Annotated in this window: 26 protein-coding genes; 15 read left to right on the top strand and 11 right to left on the bottom strand. The window is 63.0% G+C overall.

Annotation, left to right across the window (positions count from 1 at the left end):
• Window positions 1-10: 10 nt before the first annotated feature.
• The 3 genes from EHW12_RS10590 to EHW12_RS10580 are packed head-to-tail and all read right to left on the bottom strand — an operon-like array spanning window position 11 to window position 2,160.
• The gene (locus tag EHW12_RS10590; RefSeq protein ID WP_125050590.1) at window positions 11-388 is read right to left on the bottom strand and encodes a hypothetical protein; all 378 of its coding nucleotides are present in this window, start codon (window positions 386-388) and stop codon (window positions 11-13) included.
• 7 nt (window positions 389-395) lie between these two features.
• Window positions 396-908: a 5-(carboxyamino)imidazole ribonucleotide mutase gene (gene purE / locus EHW12_RS10585; RefSeq protein ID WP_039973205.1), complete on the bottom strand. Its 513-nt coding sequence runs from the start codon at window positions 906-908 to the stop codon at window positions 396-398.
• Window positions 892-2,160, bottom strand: coding sequence for a 5-(carboxyamino)imidazole ribonucleotide synthase (locus EHW12_RS10580; RefSeq protein ID WP_007731158.1), 1,269 nt, complete (start codon window positions 2,158-2,160; stop codon window positions 892-894). The genes purE and EHW12_RS10580 overlap by 17 nt, the downstream gene beginning before the upstream one ends.
• A gap of 122 nt (window positions 2,161-2,282) precedes the next feature.
• Between EHW12_RS10580 and EHW12_RS10575 the strand changes: the two genes are divergently transcribed.
• Window positions 2,283-2,882, top strand: a complete 600-nt coding sequence (locus tag EHW12_RS10575) for a GtrA family protein (protein WP_007731156.1) — start codon at window positions 2,283-2,285, stop codon at window positions 2,880-2,882.
• Window positions 2,883-2,908: 26 nt separating this feature from the next.
• On the opposite strand, the gene EHW12_RS10570 is transcribed toward EHW12_RS10575, so the two are convergent.
• From EHW12_RS10570 to EHW12_RS10550, 5 genes are all read right to left on the bottom strand, one after another.
• Window positions 2,909-4,231: a HAMP domain-containing sensor histidine kinase gene (locus EHW12_RS10570; RefSeq protein WP_007731154.1), complete on the bottom strand. Its 1,323-nt coding sequence runs from the start codon at window positions 4,229-4,231 to the stop codon at window positions 2,909-2,911.
• 26 nt (window positions 4,232-4,257) lie between these two features.
• On the bottom strand, window positions 4,258-4,938 hold the full coding sequence (locus tag EHW12_RS10565; protein WP_003940916.1) for a response regulator transcription factor: 681 nt from the start codon (window positions 4,936-4,938) through the stop codon (window positions 4,258-4,260).
• A gap of 37 nt (window positions 4,939-4,975) precedes the next feature.
• On the bottom strand, window positions 4,976-5,542 hold the full coding sequence (locus tag EHW12_RS10560; RefSeq protein WP_003941034.1) for a PH domain-containing protein: 567 nt from the start codon (window positions 5,540-5,542) through the stop codon (window positions 4,976-4,978).
• Window positions 5,543-5,616: 74 nt separating this feature from the next.
• Window positions 5,617-6,192, bottom strand: a complete 576-nt coding sequence (locus EHW12_RS10555; RefSeq protein ID WP_003941007.1) for a DUF308 domain-containing protein — start codon at window positions 6,190-6,192, stop codon at window positions 5,617-5,619.
• Between the two features lie 118 nt (window positions 6,193-6,310).
• Window positions 6,311-7,165 carry a biotin--[acetyl-CoA-carboxylase] ligase gene (locus tag EHW12_RS10550; RefSeq protein WP_003940755.1) on the bottom strand — a complete coding sequence of 285 codons (855 nt, stop codon included), beginning with the start codon at window positions 7,163-7,165 and terminating at the stop codon, window positions 6,311-6,313.
• A gap of 115 nt (window positions 7,166-7,280) precedes the next feature.
• Here EHW12_RS10550 and EHW12_RS10545 point away from each other — a divergent pair, with 115 nt between their 5' ends.
• The 3 genes from EHW12_RS10545 to EHW12_RS10535 are packed head-to-tail and all read left to right on the top strand — an operon-like array spanning window position 7,281 to window position 9,917.
• Complete coding sequence (locus EHW12_RS10545) at window positions 7,281-8,921, top strand: acyl-CoA carboxylase subunit beta (RefSeq protein WP_003940853.1); 1,641 nt, start codon at window positions 7,281-7,283, stop codon at window positions 8,919-8,921.
• On the top strand, window positions 8,918-9,259 hold the full coding sequence (locus tag EHW12_RS10540) for an acyl-CoA carboxylase epsilon subunit (protein WP_007731147.1): 342 nt from the start codon (window positions 8,918-8,920) through the stop codon (window positions 9,257-9,259). The genes EHW12_RS10545 and EHW12_RS10540 overlap by 4 nt, the downstream gene beginning before the upstream one ends.
• Before the next feature lie 16 nt (window positions 9,260-9,275).
• Window positions 9,276-9,917, top strand: a complete 642-nt coding sequence (locus tag EHW12_RS10535; protein ID WP_047271716.1) for a nucleoside triphosphate pyrophosphatase — start codon at window positions 9,276-9,278, stop codon at window positions 9,915-9,917.
• Window positions 9,918-10,041: 124 nt separating this feature from the next.
• Here the strand turns inward: EHW12_RS10535 and EHW12_RS10530 are convergent, their stop codons facing one another.
• Together EHW12_RS10530 and EHW12_RS10525 are read right to left on the bottom strand one after the other, a co-directional pair.
• A complete protein-coding gene (locus EHW12_RS10530; protein ID WP_125050588.1) occupies window positions 10,042-11,352 on the bottom strand; it encodes an HNH endonuclease signature motif containing protein in 1,311 nt (436 codons plus the stop codon).
• 61 nt (window positions 11,353-11,413) lie between these two features.
• Window positions 11,414-13,111 carry an MFS transporter gene (locus EHW12_RS10525; RefSeq protein ID WP_003940674.1) on the bottom strand — a complete coding sequence of 566 codons (1,698 nt, stop codon included), beginning with the start codon at window positions 13,109-13,111 and terminating at the stop codon, window positions 11,414-11,416.
• Window positions 13,112-13,261: 150 nt separating this feature from the next.
• On the opposite strand from EHW12_RS10525, the gene EHW12_RS10520 reads away from it, so the two are divergent.
• The 9 genes from EHW12_RS10520 to EHW12_RS10480 all read left to right on the top strand — a co-directional run bounded on the left by EHW12_RS10520 (window position 13,262) and on the right by EHW12_RS10480 (window position 22,206).
• Complete coding sequence (locus EHW12_RS10520; RefSeq protein ID WP_125050586.1) at window positions 13,262-14,755, top strand: condensation domain-containing protein; 1,494 nt, start codon at window positions 13,262-13,264, stop codon at window positions 14,753-14,755.
• Window positions 14,755-16,218, top strand: a complete 1,464-nt coding sequence (locus EHW12_RS10515) for a condensation domain-containing protein (protein WP_050654892.1) — start codon at window positions 14,755-14,757, stop codon at window positions 16,216-16,218. Before EHW12_RS10520 ends, EHW12_RS10515 begins: the two co-directional genes overlap by 1 nt.
• Before the next feature lie 118 nt (window positions 16,219-16,336).
• On the top strand, window positions 16,337-17,242 hold the full coding sequence (locus EHW12_RS10510; protein WP_003940962.1) for a sulfurtransferase: 906 nt from the start codon (window positions 16,337-16,339) through the stop codon (window positions 17,240-17,242).
• Window positions 17,239-17,655 carry a SufE family protein gene (locus tag EHW12_RS10505; RefSeq protein WP_003940804.1) on the top strand — a complete coding sequence of 139 codons (417 nt, stop codon included), beginning with the start codon at window positions 17,239-17,241 and terminating at the stop codon, window positions 17,653-17,655. Before EHW12_RS10510 ends, EHW12_RS10505 begins: the two co-directional genes overlap by 4 nt.
• A 4-nt stretch (window positions 17,656-17,659) precedes the next feature.
• Window positions 17,660-19,060, top strand: coding sequence for a condensation domain-containing protein (locus EHW12_RS10500; RefSeq protein WP_003940858.1), 1,401 nt, complete (start codon window positions 17,660-17,662; stop codon window positions 19,058-19,060).
• 138 nt (window positions 19,061-19,198) lie between these two features.
• Complete coding sequence (locus EHW12_RS10495; RefSeq protein ID WP_030535031.1) at window positions 19,199-20,995, top strand: acetyl/propionyl/methylcrotonyl-CoA carboxylase subunit alpha; 1,797 nt, start codon at window positions 19,199-19,201, stop codon at window positions 20,993-20,995.
• A 76-nt stretch (window positions 20,996-21,071) separates the two neighbouring features.
• Complete coding sequence (locus tag EHW12_RS10490; RefSeq protein ID WP_003940708.1) at window positions 21,072-21,497, top strand: DUF1707 domain-containing protein; 426 nt, start codon at window positions 21,072-21,074, stop codon at window positions 21,495-21,497.
• The gene (locus EHW12_RS10485; protein WP_003940792.1) at window positions 21,497-21,847 is read left to right on the top strand and encodes a hypothetical protein; all 351 of its coding nucleotides are present in this window, start codon (window positions 21,497-21,499) and stop codon (window positions 21,845-21,847) included. The genes EHW12_RS10490 and EHW12_RS10485 overlap by 1 nt, the downstream gene beginning before the upstream one ends.
• Window positions 21,844-22,206 carry a VanZ family protein gene (locus tag EHW12_RS10480; protein ID WP_042922147.1) on the top strand — a complete coding sequence of 121 codons (363 nt, stop codon included), beginning with the start codon at window positions 21,844-21,846 and terminating at the stop codon, window positions 22,204-22,206. Before EHW12_RS10485 ends, EHW12_RS10480 begins: the two co-directional genes overlap by 4 nt.
• On the opposite strand, the gene EHW12_RS10475 is transcribed toward EHW12_RS10480, so the two are convergent.
• Window positions 22,207-23,007: a tyrosine-protein phosphatase gene (locus EHW12_RS10475; RefSeq protein WP_007727222.1), complete on the bottom strand. Its 801-nt coding sequence runs from the start codon at window positions 23,005-23,007 to the stop codon at window positions 22,207-22,209.
• Window positions 23,008-23,137: 130 nt separating this feature from the next.
• On the opposite strand from EHW12_RS10475, the gene uraD reads away from it, so the two are divergent.
• Window positions 23,138-23,656: a 2-oxo-4-hydroxy-4-carboxy-5-ureidoimidazoline decarboxylase gene (uraD, locus tag EHW12_RS10470; protein ID WP_042922194.1), complete on the top strand. Its 519-nt coding sequence runs from the start codon at window positions 23,138-23,140 to the stop codon at window positions 23,654-23,656.
• Window positions 23,653-23,982 (top strand): hydroxyisourate hydrolase, encoded by a 330-nt coding sequence (gene uraH, locus EHW12_RS10465; RefSeq protein WP_007727227.1) that lies wholly within the window; start codon window positions 23,653-23,655, stop codon window positions 23,980-23,982. The genes uraD and uraH overlap by 4 nt, the downstream gene beginning before the upstream one ends.
• Window positions 23,983-24,041: the final 59 nt, after the last annotated feature.

Below are 24,041 nucleotides of genomic sequence, written 5' to 3'. Positions count from 1 at the left end.
GAGCTTTCACTCAGGTGCGGTAACCGCCGTCTTCGAGACCGGCCTCGATTTCGAAGCGGTTGCGCGGCCCGCGATGACGCAGTTCCTCACGCAGGTACAACAACCCGAATATGATTCCGTACCTGGCCCATTGGTCTGCATGAACGGCCTCGTGACGAAGGACGGATCGAGTCGTGTTCCGCCGCGTGAGATATACACCACCGAGAGTTGTTCCGCCTCTGGCGAACCCGCAGCGCAGTCCGGAGGCGACAAAGATTCCGAACTCGTCGTCGAAGCGGATGTCCGCGCCGAGAATCCTGGCGTACAGCAGGGAGACGCGGGTGACGAACGCGGACTGCGCGCTGCCCCGACTCGCTCGGATCAGCGGCAGCCCGCGTCGTGCACACACGAGAAGATCAGCCCAGCAGTTTTTCGCGGAGCGCCTTGTCCTTGTCGAGCACCATCGACTCGAGGCTCTCCTGGAACGCCACCATCCGCTGCTGCAGTGCGGGATCCGAAGCACCGAGAATCCGAGCAGCCAGCAGACCGGCGTTGCGAGCGCCACCGATCGACACTGTCGCCACCGGGACGCCGGCCGGCATCTGGACGATCGAAAGCAGCGAATCCATACCGTCGAGGTACTTGAGCGGCACCGGAACACCGATGACGGGCAACGGCGTGGCCGAGGCAACCATGCCCGGAAGATGCGCGGCGCCACCGGCACCGGCGATGATGACCTTGATTCCGCGGCCGGAAGCTTCCTTGGCGTAGTCGAGCATCCGCTGAGGCGTGCGGTGCGCCGAGACGACACCGACCTCGAAGCGGATACCGAACTCGGCCAAAGCTTCGGCTGCAGCTTCCATGGTCGGCCAATCCGAATCGCTGCCCATGATCAGGCCGACCTGCGCGCTCTCACTCACCGTGTACATCCCATCCGTCGGTCCAAACTGCGTACGAAAGCCAATGTGCTGCGCGCTCGGCGCGTTCCCGAACTGCGGCAACGTAATTCGGATCGTCGATGGATCCGGCGCCGCCCACGATGTTGACGTGTCCGATCTTGCGATCCTTGCGCTCACCCTTGCCGTACAGGTGGATCTTCGCGTCAGGCATCCGCGCGAACAGGTGATGGACGCGCTCGTCCATCGTCATCTCGGGAGCTTCCGGCGCACCGAGAACGTTGGCCATCACGGTGACCGGCGCGATCGGCGACGTATCTCCGAGCGGGTAGTCGAGAACCGCGCGCAGGTGCTGCTCGAACTGAGAGGTGCGGGCGCCGTCCATCGTCCAGTGACCGGAGTTGTGCGGGCGCATCGCCAACTCGTTGACCACGAGAGTGCCGTCGGTCGTCTCGAACAGTTCGACGGCCATGGAGCCGACCACACCGAGCTCCGACGCGATGCGCAGCGCCAACTGTTCAGCTTCCTCGGCAACGGCACTCGAAAGCTCGGGGGCAGGTGCGATCACGACGGCACACTGGCCGTTGCGCTGAACCGTTTCCACGACCGGCCACGTAGCGCCCTGTCCGAACGGCGACCGCGCCACCATGGCGGACAGCTCCCGACGCATCGAGACCATTTCCTCGACGATCAGCGGAACACCCTTGTTCAGCTGCTCGGTGACGATGGCTTCTGCTTCGTCCTGATCGTCGGTGATCCAGACGCCGCGGCCGTCGTAGCCTCCGCGTGTTGCCTTGATGACGAGCGGCCAACCGTGTTCGGAGCCGAAACGCACGACGTCTTCCGCCCACGTTACTTCGGCGTACGCGGGTACGGGTGCGCCCAGTTCGGCAAGTTTGCGACGCATCAGCAGTTTGTCCTGAGCGAAGATCAGAGCCTGCGGCGGCGGCTGAACGTTCACGCCTTCGGCAACAAGAACCTCGAGGTGCTCGGTCGGCACGTGCTCGTGGTCGAAGGTCAGTGCATTGGAACCGACCGCTGCACGGCGGAGAGCGTCGAGGTCGGTGTGGCTGCCGAGCACGACGTCGGGGCTGACCTGAGCTGCCGGCTCGTCCGAAGTCCCGGAGAGCACTCGGAGCGTCTGGCCCAGGGCCACCGCCGCCTGGTGAGTCATCCTGGCCAACTGTCCGCCACCGATCATGGTGACGACGGGCATGGATGCTTTTGCCGGTCGAGGGGTGGTCGGGCGGGCGGGGATCTGCGCGGGATCGTTGTTGCCGGTCACGGCTCTCTATGTTGTCATGTGCCGCGTTCGCCCGTTCATTCAGCGTTCCCAATCTGTGATTCTGCTGATGAATCCGCGGCAAATTGGTGGTAACGCGGTTTCGTTTCGTAAACTCATCTGTTGTGCCATTTGTCGACGGGGTCATTGCCCGCATACCCCAACCGTTTCGTGACATCGCTCTGCGTCACAGCGAGCTGATCAAATTCGCGATCGTCGGCGGAACGACCTTCCTCATCGACTCGGGCATCTTCTACACACTCAAGCTGTCGATCCTCGAATCCAAGCCGATCACGGCCAAGATCATCGCCGGCGTCGTCGCGGTGATCGCGTCGTACATTCTCAACCGCGAGTGGTCGTTCAAGAACCGTGGTGGCCGTGAACCAGCGCACGAAGCTGCGCTGTTCTTCATCATCAGCGCCATCGGTGTCGTCATCAGCTTCATCCCGCTGTACATCTCCAGTTACGTCTTCAACCTGCGCGTACCCGAAGTCAGCCTGGCGACGGAGAACATCGCCGACTTCATCAGTGCATATGTCATCGGCAACCTGCTGCAGATGGCGTTCCGATTCTGGGCCTTCCGCAAGTTCGTGTTTCCCGACGAGAATCCGGAACCGCTCGAGCTGTCCGACACCACAGGATTGTCCGAAACCACAGCGTTATCCGAAACCACGGCGCCTGACCCGGTAATTCCTGATGCCGAAGAGGAGCTCGGGCACTCCTGAGTTTTCCGTCTGCGCCGACCTTTCGGTCAGCGCGGTTCGCGGTGCGGAACGACGTCCGCGGTCGGCGCCGTGTTGGCCACCGGCAGGAAGACGGCGAACAAGGCAGGCTTACGCCTCTGCAGTTCCAGGCGGCCCCCGTCGGCTTCGATCAGTGCACGTGCGAGCGCCAACCCGACGCCGGTGGACCCCGCCCCCGAAAATCCTCTGTCGAAGATGTGCGGCGCCAGATCGTTCTCCACACCGGAGCCTTCGTCGGTGACCTCGACGCACACCATCGAGTCACGGCGAGACGAACTGCGACCCGTACCGTCGATCAATCGCACCGACACCGTGCACGTGCCTTCACCGTGTTCGAACGAATTGTCGACCAGAACGGAAACAGCTTCACGCAGACGCGAACCTGTGGTCGCAGCCATCACCGTGCGATCGCCGCGTAGGCGCAGCCTGCGTCCCTCTCCGTCGAACTGAGCCTGCCAGTCGCGAGTCACCTGTTCCAGCTCGCCGACTACCGACACCAGACTCGCCGATGACCCACTGGTGCGCGACGAGCGAATCAGGTCGTCGATTCCGTCGGTGAGCCTGTCCACTTGCGCCATGGCTTCCTCGGCCTCGTTCACGACGTCAGGATCTTCGTGAACGGACAACTCGTCCAGGCGCAGCCGCACTGCAGTCAGTCGACTGCGCAGTTGATGCGAGACGTCCGCAACCAGCGCGCGCTCTCGTTGCAGCCGCACCGAAATCTCCACGGTTGCCGCATCGAGGACGTCGGACACGCGGTCGAGTTCGGGGATGTCGTGCCGACGAGGATCCGGCCGGAAGTCGCCTTCGGCGAGGCGCGCCGCCCGGTCGGCCACATCCTGCAGCGGATCGGCAAGCCGACGCGCAGTGACCACAGCAACCACGGTGCCTGCCGTGATGGACAGAAGCACGAGCACGCCGACAGCCATCACCGCCTGTTTCTGCTGGGTGCGCAGGTTCTCCGACGGCACCTCGAGGCGCAACGAGCCGGACGTTCCCATCGCGAGCGATTCGACGAGTGCGTTCTTGACCGTCGCCTCACCGACGTCGACGCGTGCAGCGCCGTCGACGACGGTCGGATACACGACGACGAGGCGCCCGTCGTTCGGGGTGAGAACCTTGAGCGAATCTGTGTTCAACGCACCTTCGACGAGTCCGTTCGTCCCCTCTTGCGCGATGACCTCAGCGGCCATCCGGTCGAGGCGCACCCGGAGATCACTTCGCGTCACGTCCTCCACCCAGAGCCACGCCGTGTAGATCAGCGGAACCCCCAGCAGCAACGCCGTCATGATCACGACAGCGAGAATCGACTGCAATATGCGACGCCGCATGCCGGCAGTTCCTGATTCTCGAGAAGTTAGTCGGTGTTGATTCGGAAACCGACACCGCGGACGGTGGCAATCCTGCGTTCCACTGCGGGGCCCTCGTCGCCGATCTTGCGGCGCAGCCACGACATGTGCATGTCGAGCGTCTTCGATCCACGAAGCTCGACGTCGCCCCACACCTCACGAAGGATCGTATCGCGCGAGACCACTTCCCCGGCGTGCTCGAGGAGGACCCGCAGAAGCTCGTATTCCTTGTTGGCCAAGGCGATTTCGGAGCCGTTGACGAGTACGCGTCGTGCCGCGGGCTCGAGCCTGATGCCACCGACCTCGACGATCGTGTCCTCGCGGCCACCGTGGCGACGCAGGAGTGCTCGCACACGTGCCATCAACTCGGCGAGACGAAACGGCTTGCTGACGTAGTCGTCGGCGCCCGCGTCCAACCCGACCACGAAGTCGACTTCGTCGGTCCTGGCGGTCAACATCAGCACGGCGAGCGAGGTGCGATGCGCACGAATCTGTCGGCAGACCTCGAGGCCGTCCATGCCCGGAAGGCCGAGATCGAGAATCAACAGGTCGAAATCACCTTCGAGCGCCTGCTGCAACGCAGCGGGTCCGGTCGGTTCGACCGTCACCGAATACCCTTCACGCCCCAAGGCGCGGGAAAGGGGTGCAGCAATGGCCTCGTCGTCTTCGGCTAGCAATACGGCAGTCACACGAACAGACTACGGACAACACGCCTTTGCACGTTGATTACCAGCCATTTCGATCGTTCGGGTCGTCGTTTTCACCTGACGGCCACTGCGGTGCCTGCGAGGGTGGCTGCTGCATGGAATCGAAAACCTGGTGATACAGCAGGGCGTGAACGTGCTCGACGTCAGGAATGTCGTCGAACTCGAGCGGATCGTCACTGGCAGATGCGATGACCAGAGTTCCGGTCTTGAGCATTCGATCGATCAGGCCGTGACGAAACTGAACATTGCTGATCCGCCCCATGGGAATGTCGATACCCGTGTGCGTGAGCACTCCGTGGCGGATGAGCACTCGCCGATCGGTGACGATGAAATGCGTGAACTTCCAAACCGTGAAGGGCGCAACCGACCGCCAGGCCACGACACCGAGCCAGATGATTCCGACGGCAATGGACGACACGGTGCGAGCCGTGCCGTCCAATCTCGTCTGTGCGAGGCCCAGCAAGAACCCGGCGACGGCCGTCGCAAGTACGAACGTCAGCGCCGGAAGCACCAACATCTTCCAATGAGGATGGCGATGCAGTATCAGTTCCTCGTCCTGAGCGAGGGCGTCTTCGGGATATCCCATGACGGGAAGTCTGCCACCCCGCACCGACTTTCAGGCACACCGACTTTCAGGCACACCCGTCTTCAGGGCAACGCTCAGGGCTGCGCGATCTTTCGCAGCACCAACGGGGTCACGACGATGATGATGCCGTACAGCACCATCCACACGCCGACCACGATGCGGAAGACGTCGAGCGAAAGTTCGGGCTGCAGAAGGACGATTGCACCCGCGACGATGCTGATGACTCCGAGCACGATCGACAGACCGCGATCGACGGTGTGCCCGGACGCCGCGTCGACCAGATCGAGAACGCCACGGAATACCCACCAGGCACCGATCACCAACGCGATCAGAACCACCGTCTGCAAAGGGCTACGGAGAACCAGGAATCCGAGGAGCACTGCCAACGCGCCGGAGATCGCGACGAGCGTGCGAGTTCCACCCGAAGCCGTCACGTCCGCAAACGAACGGATGATCTGAACGATTCCGAATCCGAACAACTGGATCGCAATGACAACCGCGACCACGAACAGCGTGGCATCCGGCCACGCGAGTACCGCGATACCCAGTCCCAATGTGAGGACACCGAGCAGCACCGTCACGCCGGTGAGTACGCGGCGAGCGCTCTCGGCCGTCTCGGCTTCGGTCGGAACAACGATCGGTGTGGTCATGACGCCCCTAGGCAGCTCGGTAAATCCCGCAGTTGAGTGAAATGAAGGACGGACGGTTGGTTCGAAAACCGGTCCGGGCCAAAAATTAGCACTTTGGTGCCAGAAAATCCGGCAACGTTCACGATTCGGTGACCGGGGCGGCGCGAAGGTGCGTGATATCACCCGCTGCGACCGCAAAGGTCTCCCCATCTGTTCCCTCGATTTCGATGACGACGCGTCCGGAAGTGTCGACGTCGGTCGCGATACCGAACACCTCCTTGTCGCCCGGCAAAACCGCGCGGACTCGTTTGCCCAGCGTCCCGCAGCGCTGCCGGTATTCGGCAGCCAACACAGATGTATCCCATTTCGACGATTCCCAAGCACGGAATTGCGTCGCCAATTCACGGGCGATTGCGCGAACGAGAGTGTCGCGGTCGACAGTCGATGCTTCTTCGATCAGCAGTGACGTAGCGGTCGGGACGGGCAGCTCCTCGACGCCGAGGCTCACGTTCAGCCCGATCCCCACCACCACCGCGGGATCGGGCGCCGTCCTCGCCACCTCGGCCAGAATGCCGGCGACCTTCTTGTCACCGATGAGAACGTCGTTCGGCCACTTGAGTTCTGCGGGTACTTCGGCCACGTTGCGCAGCGCGTCGACGACCGCGATTCCCGACAGTAGCGGGAGCCAACCCATGTCCGCGAGATTCATTCCGGGCATCGACAGCAGAACCGACATCGAGATCTGCGCTTGCGGCGGACTCACCCACGTGCGCGAATGACGGCCACGGGCACTCGCCTGATATTCGGCGATCAGAACGTGACGGTCGGCATCCGGATCTGCCGCTCGCGCAAGGAGATCCGCGTTCGTCGAACCGGTCTCCTCGACAACGTCGAGGCGGTTCCAGAAAACGCGCGCGTCGTCGTTGTCACTGCGCACGAGTGCGCGTCGCAGGGCATTGCCGTCGAGGGGCGGTCGGTTCAAGTCGGTCCACATAGCCCCAGCCTATGACGACGGCAAGAATGTACTGGTCAGTAGCTTGAGCCTGCAAGACAGCGACAATCGGACCTGCCTTCGAAGCCCCCCACGCACTCTCGTTAAGCTCACGTCCATGACCACTGTCCAAGAGCCGAACGCGCCGGAGGCGGCGGCCGCACCCGATATCCACACGACCGCGGGAAAGCTCGCGGACCTGCGGAATCGCCAAGCCCAGGCGCAGGCACCGAGCGGCGAAGCCGCCATCGACAAGGTGCACGCCAAAGGCAAGCTGACCGCCCGCGAGCGCATCACCGCCCTCCTCGACGAGGGCTCCTTCGTCGAACTCGACGCACTGGCACGGCACCGAAGTGTGAACTTCGGTCTCGCTGACAACCGCCCGGTCGGCGACGGCGTCGTCACCGGTTACGGCACCATCGACGGCCGCGACGTCTGTGTCTTCTCACAGGACGCCACCGTTTTCGGCGGATCGCTCGGCGAAATCTACGGTGAGAAGATCGTCAAGGTCATGGACCTCGCGATCCGCACCGGACGGCCCCTCGTCGGCATCAACGAAGGTGCAGGCGCGCGCATTCAGGAAGGCGTCGTCTCGCTCGGCCTCTACGGCGAGATCTTCCACCGCAACGTCCAGGCCTCGGGTGTCATCCCCCAGATCTCACTGATCATGGGACCCGCCGCCGGCGGCCACGTGTACTCCCCCGCACTGACCGACTTCGTCGTGATGGTCGACGAGACTTCCCAGATGTTCGTCACCGGCCCCGACGTCATCAAGACGGTCACCGGTGAAGACGTCACGATGGAAGACCTCGGCGGTGCTCGCACCCACATGGTCAAGTCCGGCGTCGCCCACTACGTCGCTTCCGGCGAGCAGGACGCACTCGACTACGTCAAGGACCTGCTCAGCTACCTGCCGTCCAACAACCAGGCAGCGGCTCCCCGCGGCGAGATCACCGACCCCATCGTCGGTTCGATCGAAGACAGCCTGACCGCCGAGGACATCGAACTCGACACCCTCATCCCGGACTCGGCCAACCAGCCGTACGACATGCACGAGGTCATCCGTCGCATCCTCGACGACGACGAGTTCCTCGAGGTCCAGGCCGAGCGCGCGATGAACATCATCGTCGGTTTCGGTCGCGTCGACGGACGCTCGGTCGGCATCGTCGCCAACCAGCCCACCCAGTTCGCGGGCTGCCTCGACATCGACGCCTCGGAGAAGGCCGCTCGCTTCGTGCGTACCTGCGACGCGTTCAACGTCCCGATCATCACCCTCGTCGACGTTCCCGGTTTCCTCCCCGGAACCGAGCAGGAATACAACGGCATCATCCGTCGCGGCGCGAAGCTCCTCTACGCGTACGGCGAGGCAACGGTCGGCAAGATCACGGTCATCACCCGCAAGGCTTACGGCGGAGCGTACGACGTCATGGGCTCCAAGCACATGGGCGCCGATGTGAACCTGGCATGGCCGACCGCTCAGATCGCCGTCATGGGTGCATCCGGAGCAGTCGGATTCGTCTACCGCAAGCAGCTTCTCGAAGCCGCGAAGAACGGCGAAGACGTCGATGCACTGCGCCTCAAGCTGCAGAACGAGTACGAGGACACACTCGTCAACCCGTACGTCGCCGCTGAGCGCGGATACGTCGACGCTGTCATTCCTCCGTCGCACACCCGCGGACAAATCGTTTCCGCATTGCGACTGCTAGAGCGCAAGGCCGTTTCCCTTCCGCCCAAGAAGCATGGGAACATTCCCCTATGACCGCAACCACCGAGGACATTCTCAGCGAAGATGTCGCACTGGCGGAGACCGCACCGACCAACGGTGCGGTCGTCGAGGGAACCGCGACGGATGCTTCGCTCACGGAGCTGACCGAGACGTCGACCTCCGACGCGTCGGTCATCAAGATCGTCAAGGGTTCGCCCACGGACGTCGAGATCGCGGCACTGGTCAGCGTGCTTGCTGCGGCTGCCGGCAGCGGTCAAGCTCCCGAGTCGAACGTTCCCGCGGAGACCTGGGGCGATCCGACTCAGTTCCACCGCACGCGTGCGCCGTTCTCGCCGTACGCGTACCTGAACCCCGCGATCCGTCGCAGCTGACGATCACTCTGCTGACGTGACTCAACTGGTTCTAGCTTCAGCGTCCCCGGCTCGCCTCGCAGTTCTGCGGGCGGCCGGGGTTTCGCCGCTTGTGCGTGTCTCCGGCGTCGACGAGGACAAGATCGCCGACAACCTCGGACCCGACGCCGCCCCCGAAAAAGTCGTGACGGTGCTGGCGGAGGCCAAGGCCGCCGAAATCGTCCCCGGCCTCGCCGCCGACAATCTCACCGACGTAGTCGTTGTCGGGTGCGATTCGATGCTCCTGATCGACGGGCAACTTCAAGGCAAGCCGGGCAGCGTCGAGATCGCCCGAAAGCGATGGGCCGCAATGGCCGGACGCAGCGCCACTCTCTTGACCGGGCACTGTGTCCTACGCGTCGCCGACGGCCGCATCGTCCGCATGGCCTCGGATCACAGCGCAACAGTGGTTCATTTCGCGCAACCGTCCACCGAGGATCTCGAGGCATACCTGGCAACGGGCGAGCCGCTCCAAGTCGCCGGAGCATTCACGCTCGACAGTCTCGGCGGCTGGTTCGTGGAGAGGATCGAGGGTGATCCCTCGAGTGTTATCGGTATCGGATTACCTTTGGTACGAACACTTCTCGAGCGTGTCGGGGTTTCCGTCTCGGATCTCTGGCGCACGCAGAGCATCTTCTGACGCGTTTTCTCCAAGCACGTTTTCTCCAAGCACGTTTTCTCCAAGCACCACTGACCAGCCCCGCATCGGGTCCATGCCGATGCGAAGCTGGTCGTTTTTGTTGTCACCGAAAAGGTTTGACCTTTCAGGTTTTGAAGGTGGTGTTCGCCGGCCTCGGTTGCTGCTGCGGGTCGATCGAGGGCGGCGGAATGAACCACGGTTTGTTGTCGACACCGATCCGAATCGCCCACTTCCCGACGAACCCTGATTTCCGGTGCATCAACCGGTGGTGCGAACGGCACAGCAGGACCAGGTTGTTCATCACCGTCGGGCCGCCGTTCGCCCAGTGCCGGATATGGTGCGCATCGGTCCACGCCGGTACACATGTGCAACCCGGGAACGCACAGCCTCTGTCTCGGGCAATCAACGCCACTCGTTGTTCGGCGGTGACCAACCTCTTCCCTGGTTTCGCATCGAGCGGCGCGCCGTGATCGTCGAGCAGGACGGTGGAGAGGAAACAATCACACCCGAGGAGTCGGGTCTGCGAGACCGAGAGTGGCCCGAGCCAGGGCATGTGCCCGACATCAAGATCGGACAGCTCCAGTGAGCCGTCATCACCCGAATCCGAAGACTGTGCGGCACAATCCCGATGCTCAGCCAAATCACGAGCATTGATGTGCACGTTCACATGCGGACGCTGACCACCATCGGTACCAGTCTTGGCGCAATCGAGATAACGCCGGATCAGTTCGGTGAACCCATCCGCAGTCCGCTTCGCCGCCGACCGAGCATCGGGAGTCCCGTCCGGTGCCGGGGTCGGCATCGTCAGATTCGACAACGCCGACAGCAACATTTCCCCGGTGAGGGCATCGAAATCCCCACGCACCACCACCCGACCATTGAGCGTCGACGCGATCCGCAACTCATTGAGATCGACATCTTCAGCGGGCGGGATCTCATCCGATTCGAACAACCGCTCCAAGGTCGCGATCACGTTCCGCACTTTCGTCGTCGTCGCCTCCACACCCGACGCAGCAGCGAGCAACAAATCGATGCACTTCGGTAGCGCGTCCTCCGGCATCCCCTTCGGTGGTGATTCACAGAACGCCACGATCAACACGGCATGATCGAAGGAGCAATCCCCGCCATCGAACCGAGCCGCCACCGCCGGAAACGGCCGCAAAGGCGCACCCAACGCGGCGATCTTCTTCCCGTCCCGAACCTGCAACATCGTGTTAGCCGCCAACCAGGACCCCACCCCGCGACTGGCGATCACCTGATCATCCGGCCGCAACGAGAGTTCGTCGACCACAGCCACCCGCACAGCCTCGAGACGAAGAATCTCCGCGCTCGCCGACACCGCAGCCGCACGTAACTCAGCAGCCGACAACTGCCACAGACGTCCACGTAACCCCACCGCAGAACCAGACACCACATCCGACAACAAGACACTCATTGAATCCCCCGATCCCCTGCATACAGGGTACTCGAACACCCGTTCGAGTCAAGGGCAATTTTCAGACCGGCGAATTGACCCGCGGCAGAGCAGTCGACGCCAATCCGATACCGAGCGCAATTGCTGCGATGATCGCGAGCACACGGCGCTGCGCTTGGAGAAATGCTTCGCCGGCCGCCGCGCGAGTCGATGCGTACGCGGCATCAACTGCCACCTGAACGGATTGACCCCCGGCACCGGCGGAGCCGTCCCGGCGACATTCCGGCGCCACCTCCATCGGTGTTCCGGATGCCAATTGGCTTGTTGCGCAATCGACAAAGGCCTTTTCGGCGATGTCGATCAGGCCGGGACCAACGCCGGCAGCTTCAAGGTTCGCAACGTACTCGGGCCGCTCCCCCTGCACTGCTTGCGGAGCTTGCCCCGCGACGAGCGAGAAGAACACCACTCCGATCAAGGCCAGTCCGATGGAGCTGCCAACCTGCTGAACGGTAGGAAGCAGTCCCGACACCGAACCCGCGTGCGCGGGTTCGACCGTCGCAAGGATCGCGGTTTGCAGTGGTGCCACGAACAGTCCGAGACCTGCGCCCCCGAGAAGCAGCGGACCGGCGAGCGCGAGCCAGCGTGGATCGGTTCCTTCGCGTTCGAGGATGATCGACAGCGCGATCAGCGAGCCGGCAAAGACGACCATCCCCAGGATCAGAACACGGTTTCCGAGCATCCGGTACACCGCCGATGAGAGAACCGCCGCCACGCCCATTCCGACGGCCCACGGCAGCGTCATGACGCCCGCTCGCAATGCGGAGAACCCGAAGCCGAACTGAAGGGTGAGACTGATGGTGAAGATCAAGGAAGTCAGAGTTCCGAAGAAAACGAACGCAAGAACCGCGCCGATTGTGAAGGCTCGGTCGCGGAAAAGCTCGAGACGAAGGACCGGATCGCCGCCTCGTTTCGCCAAACGCGATTCGTAGAGCACAAACGCCACTGCCACCGGCGCCGACATCGCGAGCATTACGACAAGACCTGTGGGCCATCCGCGCGCCCTTCCCTCGGCCAGGGGAAGGATCAGCAGGAACAGCGCCAGTGATGACAGTGCGGCGCCGATGAGGTCCAGTGAGCGCACATGCTCAGCGCGAGCATCGACGAGATGGAAATATCCGAGAATCAAGGCGGCGATGCCGATCGGGATGTTGACGAAGAAGATCAGGCGCCAGCCCCAGTCGAACAGATTCCACTCGATCAGCAGCCCGCCGATCAGAGGCCCGCTGACCGTTGCGAGCCCGATGGTCGCACCGTAGATCCCGAAGACTCGCGGATGCCTGGCCTTCGGAAACAGACCCGAGATGATGGCGAACGTCTGGGCGGACATCGAACCGGCCGCCAATCCTTGCAGACCCCGGAAGACGATCAACATCGTCGCGCTCTGCGCGAGCCCGCACAGCAACGAGGCAACCACGAATACGGACAAGGCGGTCAGAAAAACAACTCTACGGCCGAACAGGTCCCCCAGCCGCGCTGCAGTGATCAACGAACACGCGAAAGCCAGGATGTACACGCTGACCATGAGCAACTGCGCCGATACGCCTGCTTGAAGATCGACGGCGATACTCGGAAGCGCGACGTTGACGATGGTCGCGTCGAGCAATTGCATGAATGCCGCCGCCAGACTCGTCGCCAACCCGAGCCAGGGCGTCAGAGAACCAGCTCGCCGCCCGCCCTTGTGGTCGGCGCCGACAGCGTCACCTAAAGGGTCCGGAAGCACCGAATGATCCTAATCGAACACAACGCTTCTAGAACCTGTTCTTGTTTAGATTGTAGTATTTCGGACAATTCAGTCCCCCAGATGGGATAGTTCGTCGTCTGCCCATTTTCAGAGCAGGCTTCTCGACGACACACGCAGGAGTTCTACTCGATGGATCTGAACTTGATCACCCATTGGCACCCGCTTCCTGGGCGGGTAATCGAATGGGGCGTCACGCATGCTTCCGCTCAACGAGCCGCCGAAGCCGAGATCGACCGAGAACTACCCCCGACCACGATGCAGGATCGCCACCTGCGACGCGCCCGCGTCACCGCAGAGAAGGGCGATCCGCAGTCTCCGTGGATCGGTATCGCCTTCGATTTCGCAGGAACACTGGACCGCGACGCCATGACGCGAGCCCTTCAGCGCTACATCCGTCGCCACGACACGCTGCACAGCTGGTTCTCGTTCGACGAAGCAACCACCGACGCTGCGGACACCTCGTTCGAGGTCCGTCGACACGTGGTGCCGGTCGAAAGCATCGAACTCGAGTACCGCGTCGGCGACGACGTCTCCGAATCCGAGGCGATCCGCGCACTCGTCGCGACCAAGTTCGCCACCGAAACCAGCGCGCTGCAGTGGCCGGCATTCGTTTTCGGCGCCGTCGAGCACCACCATGCCGACCTCGAAGCCGATCCGAGCTTCACCCTGTTCCATGCAGTCGACCACGCCCATTCGGACATGAACTCGATGGTGCTGATGTACGCAGAATTGCGTCAGCTCTACGCCGCGGAAACGACCGGATCGCATCCCGAGCTCGGGCCGGCCGGAAGTTACGCACAGTTCGGTCGCGTCGAGCGCGCACGGACAACCGAACTGACGATGCAGTCACCCGAAGTGCACCAGTGGCTCGGTTACCTCATGCGCAGCGGCGGCTCGTTCCCCGGATTTCCGCTCCCGCTCGGGGCCGAAGACGCGCCCAAACCGGCTATCGGTTCACGCTTCGACCTGGCCGACGACATCGAGTGCGAGAAGTTCGGTGCGGTTTGTAAAGCCAACGGCGCCAACTTCATCGGCGGAATGTTCACCGCGCTCGCGATTGCGGAATTCGAACTGGCCGGGCGCGACAAGTACATCGCCCTCTCGCCGGTCAGCACACGAACCGAGGCCGACTCGTTTGCACAGGGCTGGTACATCAACCTGATCCCGGTCGGCATCGACGTCGACGACAAGCGACGCTTCACCGAGTTGGCAAAGCTCGGGCAGCAGGGGTACCACGACGGCAAGGCACTCCTCGATGTCTCTGTGCAGCAGGTCATCGATCTGGTTCTGTCGAGCTTGGCCGAGTCGGATTCCCCACCCGGCGGACTGTCGAAGACGCTCACCCCGCCGCCGATCGTCTCGTACATCGACGGCCGACGCATGCCGGATCCATACAGTTACGCCGAGACGAAGGCAACGGGAATCGTCGGCGGCAAAGAGACTCAAATCGCGTCGATGTGGATCAACCGGATGCACACCGGAACCTGGATCGCCGTGTCTCACCCCGACACCCCCATTGCCCACGAATCGGCCACCCGCTTCGCCGAGCATGTCTCGAAGATCATCAAAACTGTTGCAGCTCAAGGCGACTACTCGTTCGTGGCACCAGAGGGAGTGGCCTGATGCATGTCACCTCGATCGATCGATACGGACTCGACCCCGGAATCGTCACCGAATGGTCGCTTCAGCCCGCGGACGGCGCCGTCACCGAGTCGGAAGTACCACCGTCGTACAACCAGCATTTTCACCTCGAGACTGCGCGAACACACGGCATGGGCCGGAGTGTGTGGATGGCAGCCGCATTCGACCTTCCCGGAGAACTGAATCGGCCTGCACTCGATCTCGCGCTGCGCCTGTTCATCAGTCGCCATGACACTCTGCACACAGGATTCGAGGTGGGCGAGTTCACCACCACCCGAATGGGACTCGATCCAGACGGCACACACATCGAGACTTCGGAACCTCTGAAATTCGATTCGACCGAAGACCTCCGAGCGCATCTCAAGAAGCGATTCACGACGGTATGCGATCCACTGACCTTCCCTGCATACACGTTTGCCACGGTCGAACGCGAAGAGCATTACACGGTCCTGAGCGCGTTCGATCACACACTCGTCGACGGCTACTCGTTGGTCATCGCTCTCGGGGAACTGCGACAGATCTACGAGGGACTGATCGCCCTACCCGACCTGACCGACCACGAGGCCGTCGACGCAGTGATGAGCCGACTGGGTGACCCGGGAAGTTTCGTGCGGTACTGCGAACTGGAGGCAGACGCTCTGCTTCCCGTCGACAACGACCCTCGAATCCGAGAGTGGGCAAGGTTCTACGAGATCTGCGGTGGCACATCACCGAGTTTCCCCTTGGATCTCGGCGTCGAGGGCGGAAAGCCCGCGCCGCAGGGCGCCGATGTGCGCGTGCTGCTCGACGAGGAATTGACTGCGACGTTCGACGAGATCTGCCTATCCGCCGGCGGTAGCGTGTTCACCGGAATCCTCACTGCGATGGGACTTTCCGTCCACTCGTACACCGGCCAGTCGACGCTTCCGCTGCAATTTCCGCTTCACATTCGCAAAGATCCGCGGTGGGCCGACGCGATCGGCTGGCTCACCACCAGCGCGCCGATCACGGTCCAGATCACTCCCGACGCGGATTTCGGTGCATCCCTTGCACATACGCACGCGTCGTTCCGAGTTGCGTTGACGCTCGAGGGCGTCACCATGGCCCAGGTTCGAGATGCTTTGGGCGACAAGATTCGACGCACGCGCACCGACGTCTTCATGGTGTCGTACATCGATTACCGCAAACTACCCGGCACAGACGATCATGATCTCCTCAACGCCCATCACATCAGCAATGTGACGGTCGCCGACGATGCCCAGTTCTGGATTTCGCGAACGAACCGTGGTCTCTCGCTGCGTTCACGCTTTCCCGATACCGAGACGGCAAACGACACCATGGTGAATTTCCTCACCGAACTCGACCGGATTCTGAGAGAAGTCTGCGCCCGGGGCGTGACGCCGATCGGAAGTGTCACCGAACAATTGAGAGATTCGAGCGTCGGAGCAGGAACACCGAGGATTTAGGGTCGGCAACGGGCACGAGCAGGCAGAACCTGCGTCCGGGCGTCTCACCTTGCGCACAGCGCATAGAATCGATCAAGTCCGTGTTCGAACCGAACGATTCGTCTTCAGGAGTACGCCCGTGCCCGTTGCCCCCGATCCCTCAACCGCGTTTGCCGAGTTCGCGCATCCCGACCGGTTGGTCTCGACGGAATGGCTCTCGGCGAATCTCGGTGCGCCGGGCCTCAAGGTTGTCGAATCCGACGAAGACGTGTTGTTGTACGACGTCGGCCACATCCCCGGAGCCGTGAAGATCGACTGGCATCTCGACCTCAACGATCCGGTCACCCGCGACTACATCGACGGTGCGAAGTTCGCAGAGTTGATGAACCGCAAGGGCATCGGCCGCGACGACACCGTGGTCATCTACGGCGACAAGAGCAACTGGTGGGCGGCCTACGCACTGTGGGTCTTCACTCTTTTCGGCCACGAGGACGTCCGTCTTCTCGACGGTGGCCGCGATGCGTGGATCGCCGAGAACCGCGACACCGCTTTCGACGTTCCCGACATCACGTCAACGGATTACCCGGTCGTCGAGCGCAACGACGCTCCCATTCGCGCATTCAAGGACGACGTTCTCGCGCACTTGGGCGACGGGCCGCTCATCGACGTGCGATCTCCGCAGGAGTACACCGGCGAGCGCACCCACATGCCCGACTACCCCGAAGAGGGTGCGTTGCGTGGTGGACACATTCCCAGCGCGCTCAGCATCCCGTGGGCGAAGGCAGCGGCACCGGACAGCCGCTTCCGCACCCGTACCGAACTCGGCGAGATCTACGGCGACCTGTCGGCCGACGACAACATCGTCGCGTACTGCCGCATCGGTGAGCGTTCCAGTCACACCTGGTTCGTGTTGACTCATCTTCTCGGCTACCCGAACGTTCGTAACTACGACGGTTCATGGACCGAGTGGGGCAATGCCGTGCGCGTCCCGATCGTCCAGGGCGAAGAGCCCGGCGCCGTTCCGTCCTCTGTATCGGCGTCATGAGCGCTCTTCCTTCGGCTCTGGCCGAGATCGTCGACGACTTCGCGGCCGTCGGCGCCTCGGACAAGCTCACCCTTCTTCTCGAGTTCAGCCGAGAGCTGCCGCCGTTGCCGGCGGAGCTCGAGCAGAGCGCGATGGAGCCGGTCCCCGAATGTCAGTCGCCGCTCTTCCTCTCGGTCGACGATTCGGATCGCGACAACGTCCGTCTGTACTTCAGCGCTCCCCCCGAGGCTCCCACGACGCGTGGTTTCGCATCGATCCTCGCGCAGGGGCTCGACGGCCACAGCGCCGACGAGATCCTCGGTGTACCCGACGACTTCTATTCGGCGCTCGGTCTCGCAGAAGCCGTGAGCCCGCTCCGTCTGCGCGGAATGTCGGCCATGCTCGCGCGCATCAAGCGGCACTTGCGGGGCTGAAAACATGGAGTTCACCGAACTGGCCGACTATGCGATTCCGGCCGGCGCACTCGTCGAATGGTTGCCGTGCGCAACCGGGCCCTGGGTTCCGGATCCGCGGCCCGTCTCCTACATTCACGAGGCACATCTCAACCGTTCCGCTGCAGGCGCAGGCGACAAGTCTTGGCTGGGAACAGCTTTCGAGATTTCCGGCCCGCTCGACGTCGATGCGTTCCGAGTCGCTCTCGGCCGGTGGATCGACCGTCACGAAGTTCTGCGCTCGCATACCGTCCTCGAGCCCTCGAGCGGCGAGATCACCCGGCACACGGTCCCGCTCGGCGGAATCGACATCGGGGTCGTCAGCCACGGCTACGACGCGTCCAGCCAGGACAACTTCGACCACCTTCACCGCCTGTTCGACGATTACGCGTCCCCGCACAGTTGGCCGTCGTACGTCTTCGCGACGTTGACGCCCCGCGGTGGCGACGGTCCGTTCACCGTGTTCTTCGCGGCGGACCACTCGATCATCGACGGGTTCTCGATCGTGCTGGTCGCTCACGAGATCGCAGCTCTCTACCGCGAGGCCTCGACCGGTAGTGCTGCAAATCTGTTTCCGGTGGGCAGCTACGTCGATTTCGGTGCCGTCGAACGCGAGCAGATGGCCGACATGGAAGCCGAGAAGGCTGCGGTCGAGATCTGGCGAAAGGCTCTCGGCACGGACGGTCTACCCCAGTTCCCGCTACCGATCGGAGACCGTGGAACCGATTCTCAGAACGGCCTGTCGACCTGGCTGCTCGACGCCGACCAGTCCAAGGCCTTCAGTTCGACGTGTGCAGCCACCGGCGTGGGGTACTTCGCCGGACTTCTCGGCGGACTTGCCGCTGTAGGTCGCGAAGTCGCGGGATCCGATCGATTCGAGGTCGTGACGCCAGTTCACACCCGCAGCGCTCAGGAGTGGGCGGGCGCGCTCGGCTGGTTCGTCGGACTGTGCCCGGTCGAGTTCGCCGTTGGATCGGACTGTTCGTTCGGCGACCTCGCGACACGCGCCGCCGAATCCATCGCTTCGGTCAAGCCTGCCGCAGCTGTCCCGTTCGATCGGATCGGTGAGCACCTCGAAACCCCGATCCGACCGCGATTCGTCGTGTCCTACATGGACGTTCGCTTCGTGCCCGAAGCCGCACAATGGCCCGAATGGAACGCCAGAGCACTTCGAAGCAAGGCATATACGCACGACGTCTACATCTGGATCAACCGCACACCCCAGGGACTCAACCTCGCGGTCAGGTACCCAGGCAACGAGACGGCGAACGCCGCGGTTCACGCCTACGTGGCCGCACTGCGCCGGACCATCGAAGAAATCGTCACCGAACCGGACGCCGCCACCTCCGACAGCTACTCATCGGTAGTTTTCGAAACCGTTTCCTAAGCCGGAGTGGGCTTTAGCGATCCGGTTACAACCAGCGCCGAAGCGATGCATACACTCCGAAGTGATGCCAATCCCCCGATGGTGAAATCCCAGAGGAATACACCGCGGAGACAGACTATGCGAACCACAGGAGGCTCAGTGCCCAGTCATGCCAGCGCGCACATTACGAAGGTGCTTGTCGCGAACCGCGGTGAAATCGCGGTACGGGTCATCCGGGCGGCCAAGGATGCCGGCTACGGCAGCGTTGCCGTTTACGCCGAGCCCGATGCAGACGCGCAGTTCGTGAAGCTCGCAGACGAGGCATTTGCCCTCGGTGGACAGACGTCCGCCGAGTCCTACCTCGTGTTCGACAAGATCCTCGACGCAGCCAAGAAGTCCGGCGCCGACGCCATCCACCCCGGCTACGGTTTCCTCTCCGAGAACGCCGACTTCGCCCAGGCCGTCATCGACGCGAACCTCATCTGGATCGGTCCGTCACCGCAGTCCATCCGCGACCTCGGCGACAAGGTCACGGCACGCCATATCGCAGAACGCGCGAAGGCGCCGATGGCAGCAGGCACCAAGGATCCCGTCAAGGGCGCCGACGAGGTCGTCGCATTCGCCAAGGAATACGGCGTCCCGGTTGCGATCAAGGCTGCCTTCGGTGGCGGTGGACGCGGCATGAAGGTCGCCCAGACCATCGAGGAAATCCCCGAGCTGTTCGAGTCGGCCACCCGTGAGGCCATCGCAGCCTTCGGTCGCGGCGAGTGCTTCGTCGAGCAGTACCTGGACAAGGCCCGCCACGTCGAGGCTCAGGTCATCGCCGACCAGCACGGCAACGTCGTCGTCGCCGGTACCCGCGACTGCTCGCTGCAGCGTCGCTTCCAGAAGCTCGTCGAAGAGGCTCCCGCTCCCTTCCTGACGGACGACCAGCGCGCACGCATCCACGCATCCGCCAAGGCCATCTGCAAGGAAGCCGGCTACTACGGCGCCGGAACGGTCGAGTACCTGGTTCAGGGCGACACCATCTCCTTCCTCGAGGTCAACACCCGCCTGCAGGTCGAGCACCCCGTCACGGAAGAGACCGCGGGCATCGACCTCGTGCGTCAGCAGTTCCTCATCGCCAACGGCGAAGAACTCTCCATCAAGGAAGATCCCACCCCGCGTGGACACTCCTTCGAGTTCCGCATCAACGGCGAAGACGCCGGCCGCGGCTTCATGCCTGCCCCCGGCCCGGTCTCCGTCTACCGTGAGCCCACGGGCCCCGGCGTTCGCGTCGATTCCGGTGTCGTTGCCGGCGACGTCATCGGCGGACAATTCGACTCCATGCTCGCCAAGCTCATCGTCACCGGCGCCACCCGCGAAGAAGCCCTCCAGCGGGCATCGCGCGCTCTGGCCGAGTTCGAGATCGACGGCCTCGCGACCGTTCTCCCGTTCCACCGCCACATCGTCGAGAACCCGGCGTTCATCGGTGACGGCGAGAAGTTCGACATCTACACCAAGTGGATCGAAACCGACTGGGTCAACCCCATCGAGCCGTACGCAGGCGCCGGTGCTCCCGTAGACGACGAGGACGAGGCTCTGCCGCGTCAGAACGTCGTCGTCGAGGTCGGTGGACGTCGCGTCGAGGTTTCCCTCCCGGGCCAGTTCTCGCTCGGCAACGGCGGCGGCGCTGCCTCCGGTGCGATCCGCAAGAAGCCGAAGGCGCGCAAGCGCGGCGGCGCCGGCGGAGGTGCAGCATCGGGTGACGCTGTCACGGCTCCGATGCAGGGCACCGTCGTCAAGGTTGCAGTGACCGAAGGCCAGGAAGTCGCAGAAGGCGATCTGATCGCCGTTCTCGAAGCCATGAAGATGGAAAACCCCGTCAACGCGCACAAGGCCGGTGTCGTCACCGGACTGTCCGTCGAGCCGGGTGCAGCAATCACGCAGGGAACGGTTCTCGCAGAACTGAAGTAGGGCCTCCGGCCCCGTGCGCCTTTCCGGTAGTCCCCACTACAGGAAAGGCGCACAGTCGTTTGAGTAGGCTGTAACGATGGCTGACGTCCCCGACATTCGCATCGGCACTGCAGAACGCGAGCAGGCACTCGATCTCCTGAGCGAGCACTTCGCCGCAGGCCGCCTCACCGTCACCGAGTTCGACGAGAGAAGCGGAATCGTCAGTGCCGCAACAACTCGCAGTGAACTCGTTCCGGTGTTCGCCGATCTTCCGGGCAACTACCAAGCCCCCGGCACCGCTCCACTGTCGATGGTGACGCCTCCCGACGCGCCGGCGGAGCGAGGCTTCAACCCCGACTGGTCCGGTCGCGTCATGGCCGTCGTCCCGATTCTCGCGGTGATCCTGTTCTTCGTCACCGGCACCTGGTTGTGGTTCCTCGCGATTCCCCTGGCCGGTGCACTGCTGTTCGGTACCGACCGGGAACGCAAAGCCAAGCGCCGCCGCGAGCGGGACTCCGACTGATGGAGCCGATCGAGATCAACGCAGGCGGCTGGTATCTACGCGCACTACGCGCAGACGAGCGTGTGGACGACCGCCCCGCCCTTGCCGATGGTGGTATCACCGACCCCGATTACGTGAGTCAGCGAAGCGCTCAGTGGCACGAAAACAGCGTCTACTCCTGGGCAGTGTGCCAACCCAACACCGGTGAGCTTCTCGCCGAGGTCGTTCTGACGCCTCTCGACTCCACCGCCCTGCTCACCGGCTGGGCCCGCGACGGGCACACCGAGGCGCTCACGACGGCCGCCGACGCCGTCACCAGATTCGCCGAAGGTGCACTCGGACTCGTCGTCGTCGAGGGGCAGACGAATTGAAGAACAACCGATACTGGCCGTTGGCGATCGCCGTGGTCATTGCCCTGATCATGCTCTTCTCCCCGGGTTCCACCGTGCCCTCGAGCCCGGAGAACACCGACAAGATCACTCACACGCTGATGTTCGCGGTATTGGCGATCACCTCGTTGCACGCGCGGATCCCGGTGTGGCTCACGGCTGTGTGGTTGTTGATCTTTGCCGCGACGTCCGAGGTTCTTCAAGCAGCGCTGCCCATTTCGCGTTCCGGTTCGATCTGGGACGGCAGCGCCGACCTGCTCGGCATCGCCATCGGGATCGGTATCGTCAGCCTCGTGACGAGGCGACGAACTTCCCGCCGAGACGAGCCGAGCAGGTCCTGATCAGCTGAGCAGGTTGCTTCGCAATTGGTCCTGGGTCGACGCGTCGATCTTCAAGCCGTCGGTGAAGTAGGCCTCGATGGATCCGTGTACCTGCGCGAGCTCTGCCATCGACGCCTCCAGGTACTCGCGCCTGACACCGAGGACACCCTCGAGCAGGGTCGGGTCGATCCCCTTGGCCTCGAATCGCTCGAGGAGCGGCGCGAACATCGGCAACAAAATCTTGTTGGTTTCGAGGTAGTCCGCGAAGACCGCGTCCTCGGAGGCACCCAGGAACAGCAGTAACGCGGCCGCTGCCCAACCCGTGCGATCCTTGCCCGTGGTGCAGTGAATGAGTGCCGGCGAGCTGGGCGGCTGCGCCAAGTCGACGAACAGTTGCCGGTACGACGCGACCGCACTCGGCAAGGTCACGAAATCGCGGTAACTTCCCTGAAAGTACTCGAGCGCCTGGCCGCTGCCCAACGCTTCGGCAGCAAACGCCGGGTCGGCGATCATCTGCTGCATCTGAGCCGGAATGGCGCGATACTGCTTGTCCGCCAATACGTCCAGGCCGATTTCTCGGATACCGTCCGGCGTCAGATCCGGTGCCGTCTCGCGTTCGGATTCGGTGCGCAGATCGTAGATCGTGACGATGCCCAGATCGGCGAGGGTCTGTGCGCCGTCCGCACTGAGCGATGCCAGATCGGTGGAACGAAACACGCTCCCGGTGCGGACGGTGCCACCGAAGCTCGATTCGGGGCCACCGATGTCTCGGAGGTTCGCCAGGGACGGTACGACGGAAGACAGCTTCGGAGTATCGGTCATACCTGAGAATGTATCGGTCGCCGAGAAACCGTGATCGGGGAAGAGCAGCCGGAGAAATAAGATCGAGACACATCATCTCCCGTAATTGCTGCGCTACAGATCCGTAACATGCTCAAGTAATCCTGTGGACATGCCTACAACGAATTCCAGTGGTCTCGGAGCCTTCGATGCGCTCGGTGACCACCAGGCAGTCGCGGCGCTGCTCGAGTGTTGCCATTCCGCCGTGTGGGCACAGGAAATCGCCTCGTCTCGCCCGTTCGCCGATCTGGAAGCTCTGTTCGACAAAGCAGATGCGGTGCTGGCCGAGCTTCCCGAGTCCGAGATCGACGACGCTCTCTCCGGCCACCCACGAATCGGTGAGCGAAGCGAGAGCGCGTCCTCTACCCGTGAACAGTCGGGAGTCTCGTCGGCGACAGAAGACGTACTCGCGGAACTTCGACGGAAGAACGCCGAGTACGAAGAGACATTCGGCCATGTTTACCTGGTCTGCGCGTCGGGGAAATCTGGAACGGAGCTCCTCGACATCCTTCGAGGTCGTCTCCGAAACGACCCGGCGACCGAGCGTTCCGTGCTTCGAACCGAATTGGCCGCCATCAATCGGATCAGACTCGCCCGTCTGATCGATGCACTCGCCGGAGGCACAGCATGAGCAAGACCCTCAGCACGCACGTTCTCGACGCGACGACGGGCAACCCCGCGGCGGGGATTCGCGTCGAACTTCGTGATCGAGACGGCGCCTCCGTCACCACTGCGGAGACCGACTCCGACGGCCGCATCCCCGAACTTGCTCCCGGTGGCCTGACCGCCGGTCACTACACCCTGACTTTCGACACCGGAACGTATTTCGAGACCAACGGACAAGAAAACTTCTACCCGGAAGTGACAGTGACCTTCCGGGTGGACGACACGGCACGGGGCTATCACGTCCCACTGTTGCTGTCTCCCTTTGCCTATTCCACCTATCGCGGGAGCTGAACACGTGACTACCGAAAACATCACGACCGGCAACATCACAACCGGCAGTACGAACACCG

The sequence above is a fragment of the Rhodococcus sp. NJ-530 genome (genome assembly GCF_003860625.1).
Taxonomy (GTDB): domain Bacteria; phylum Actinomycetota; class Actinomycetes; order Mycobacteriales; family Mycobacteriaceae; genus Rhodococcus_F; species Rhodococcus_F qingshengii.
The sequence above is the reverse complement of the archived record's forward strand: the minus strand, read 5'-3'. Positions and strand labels throughout refer to the sequence as shown.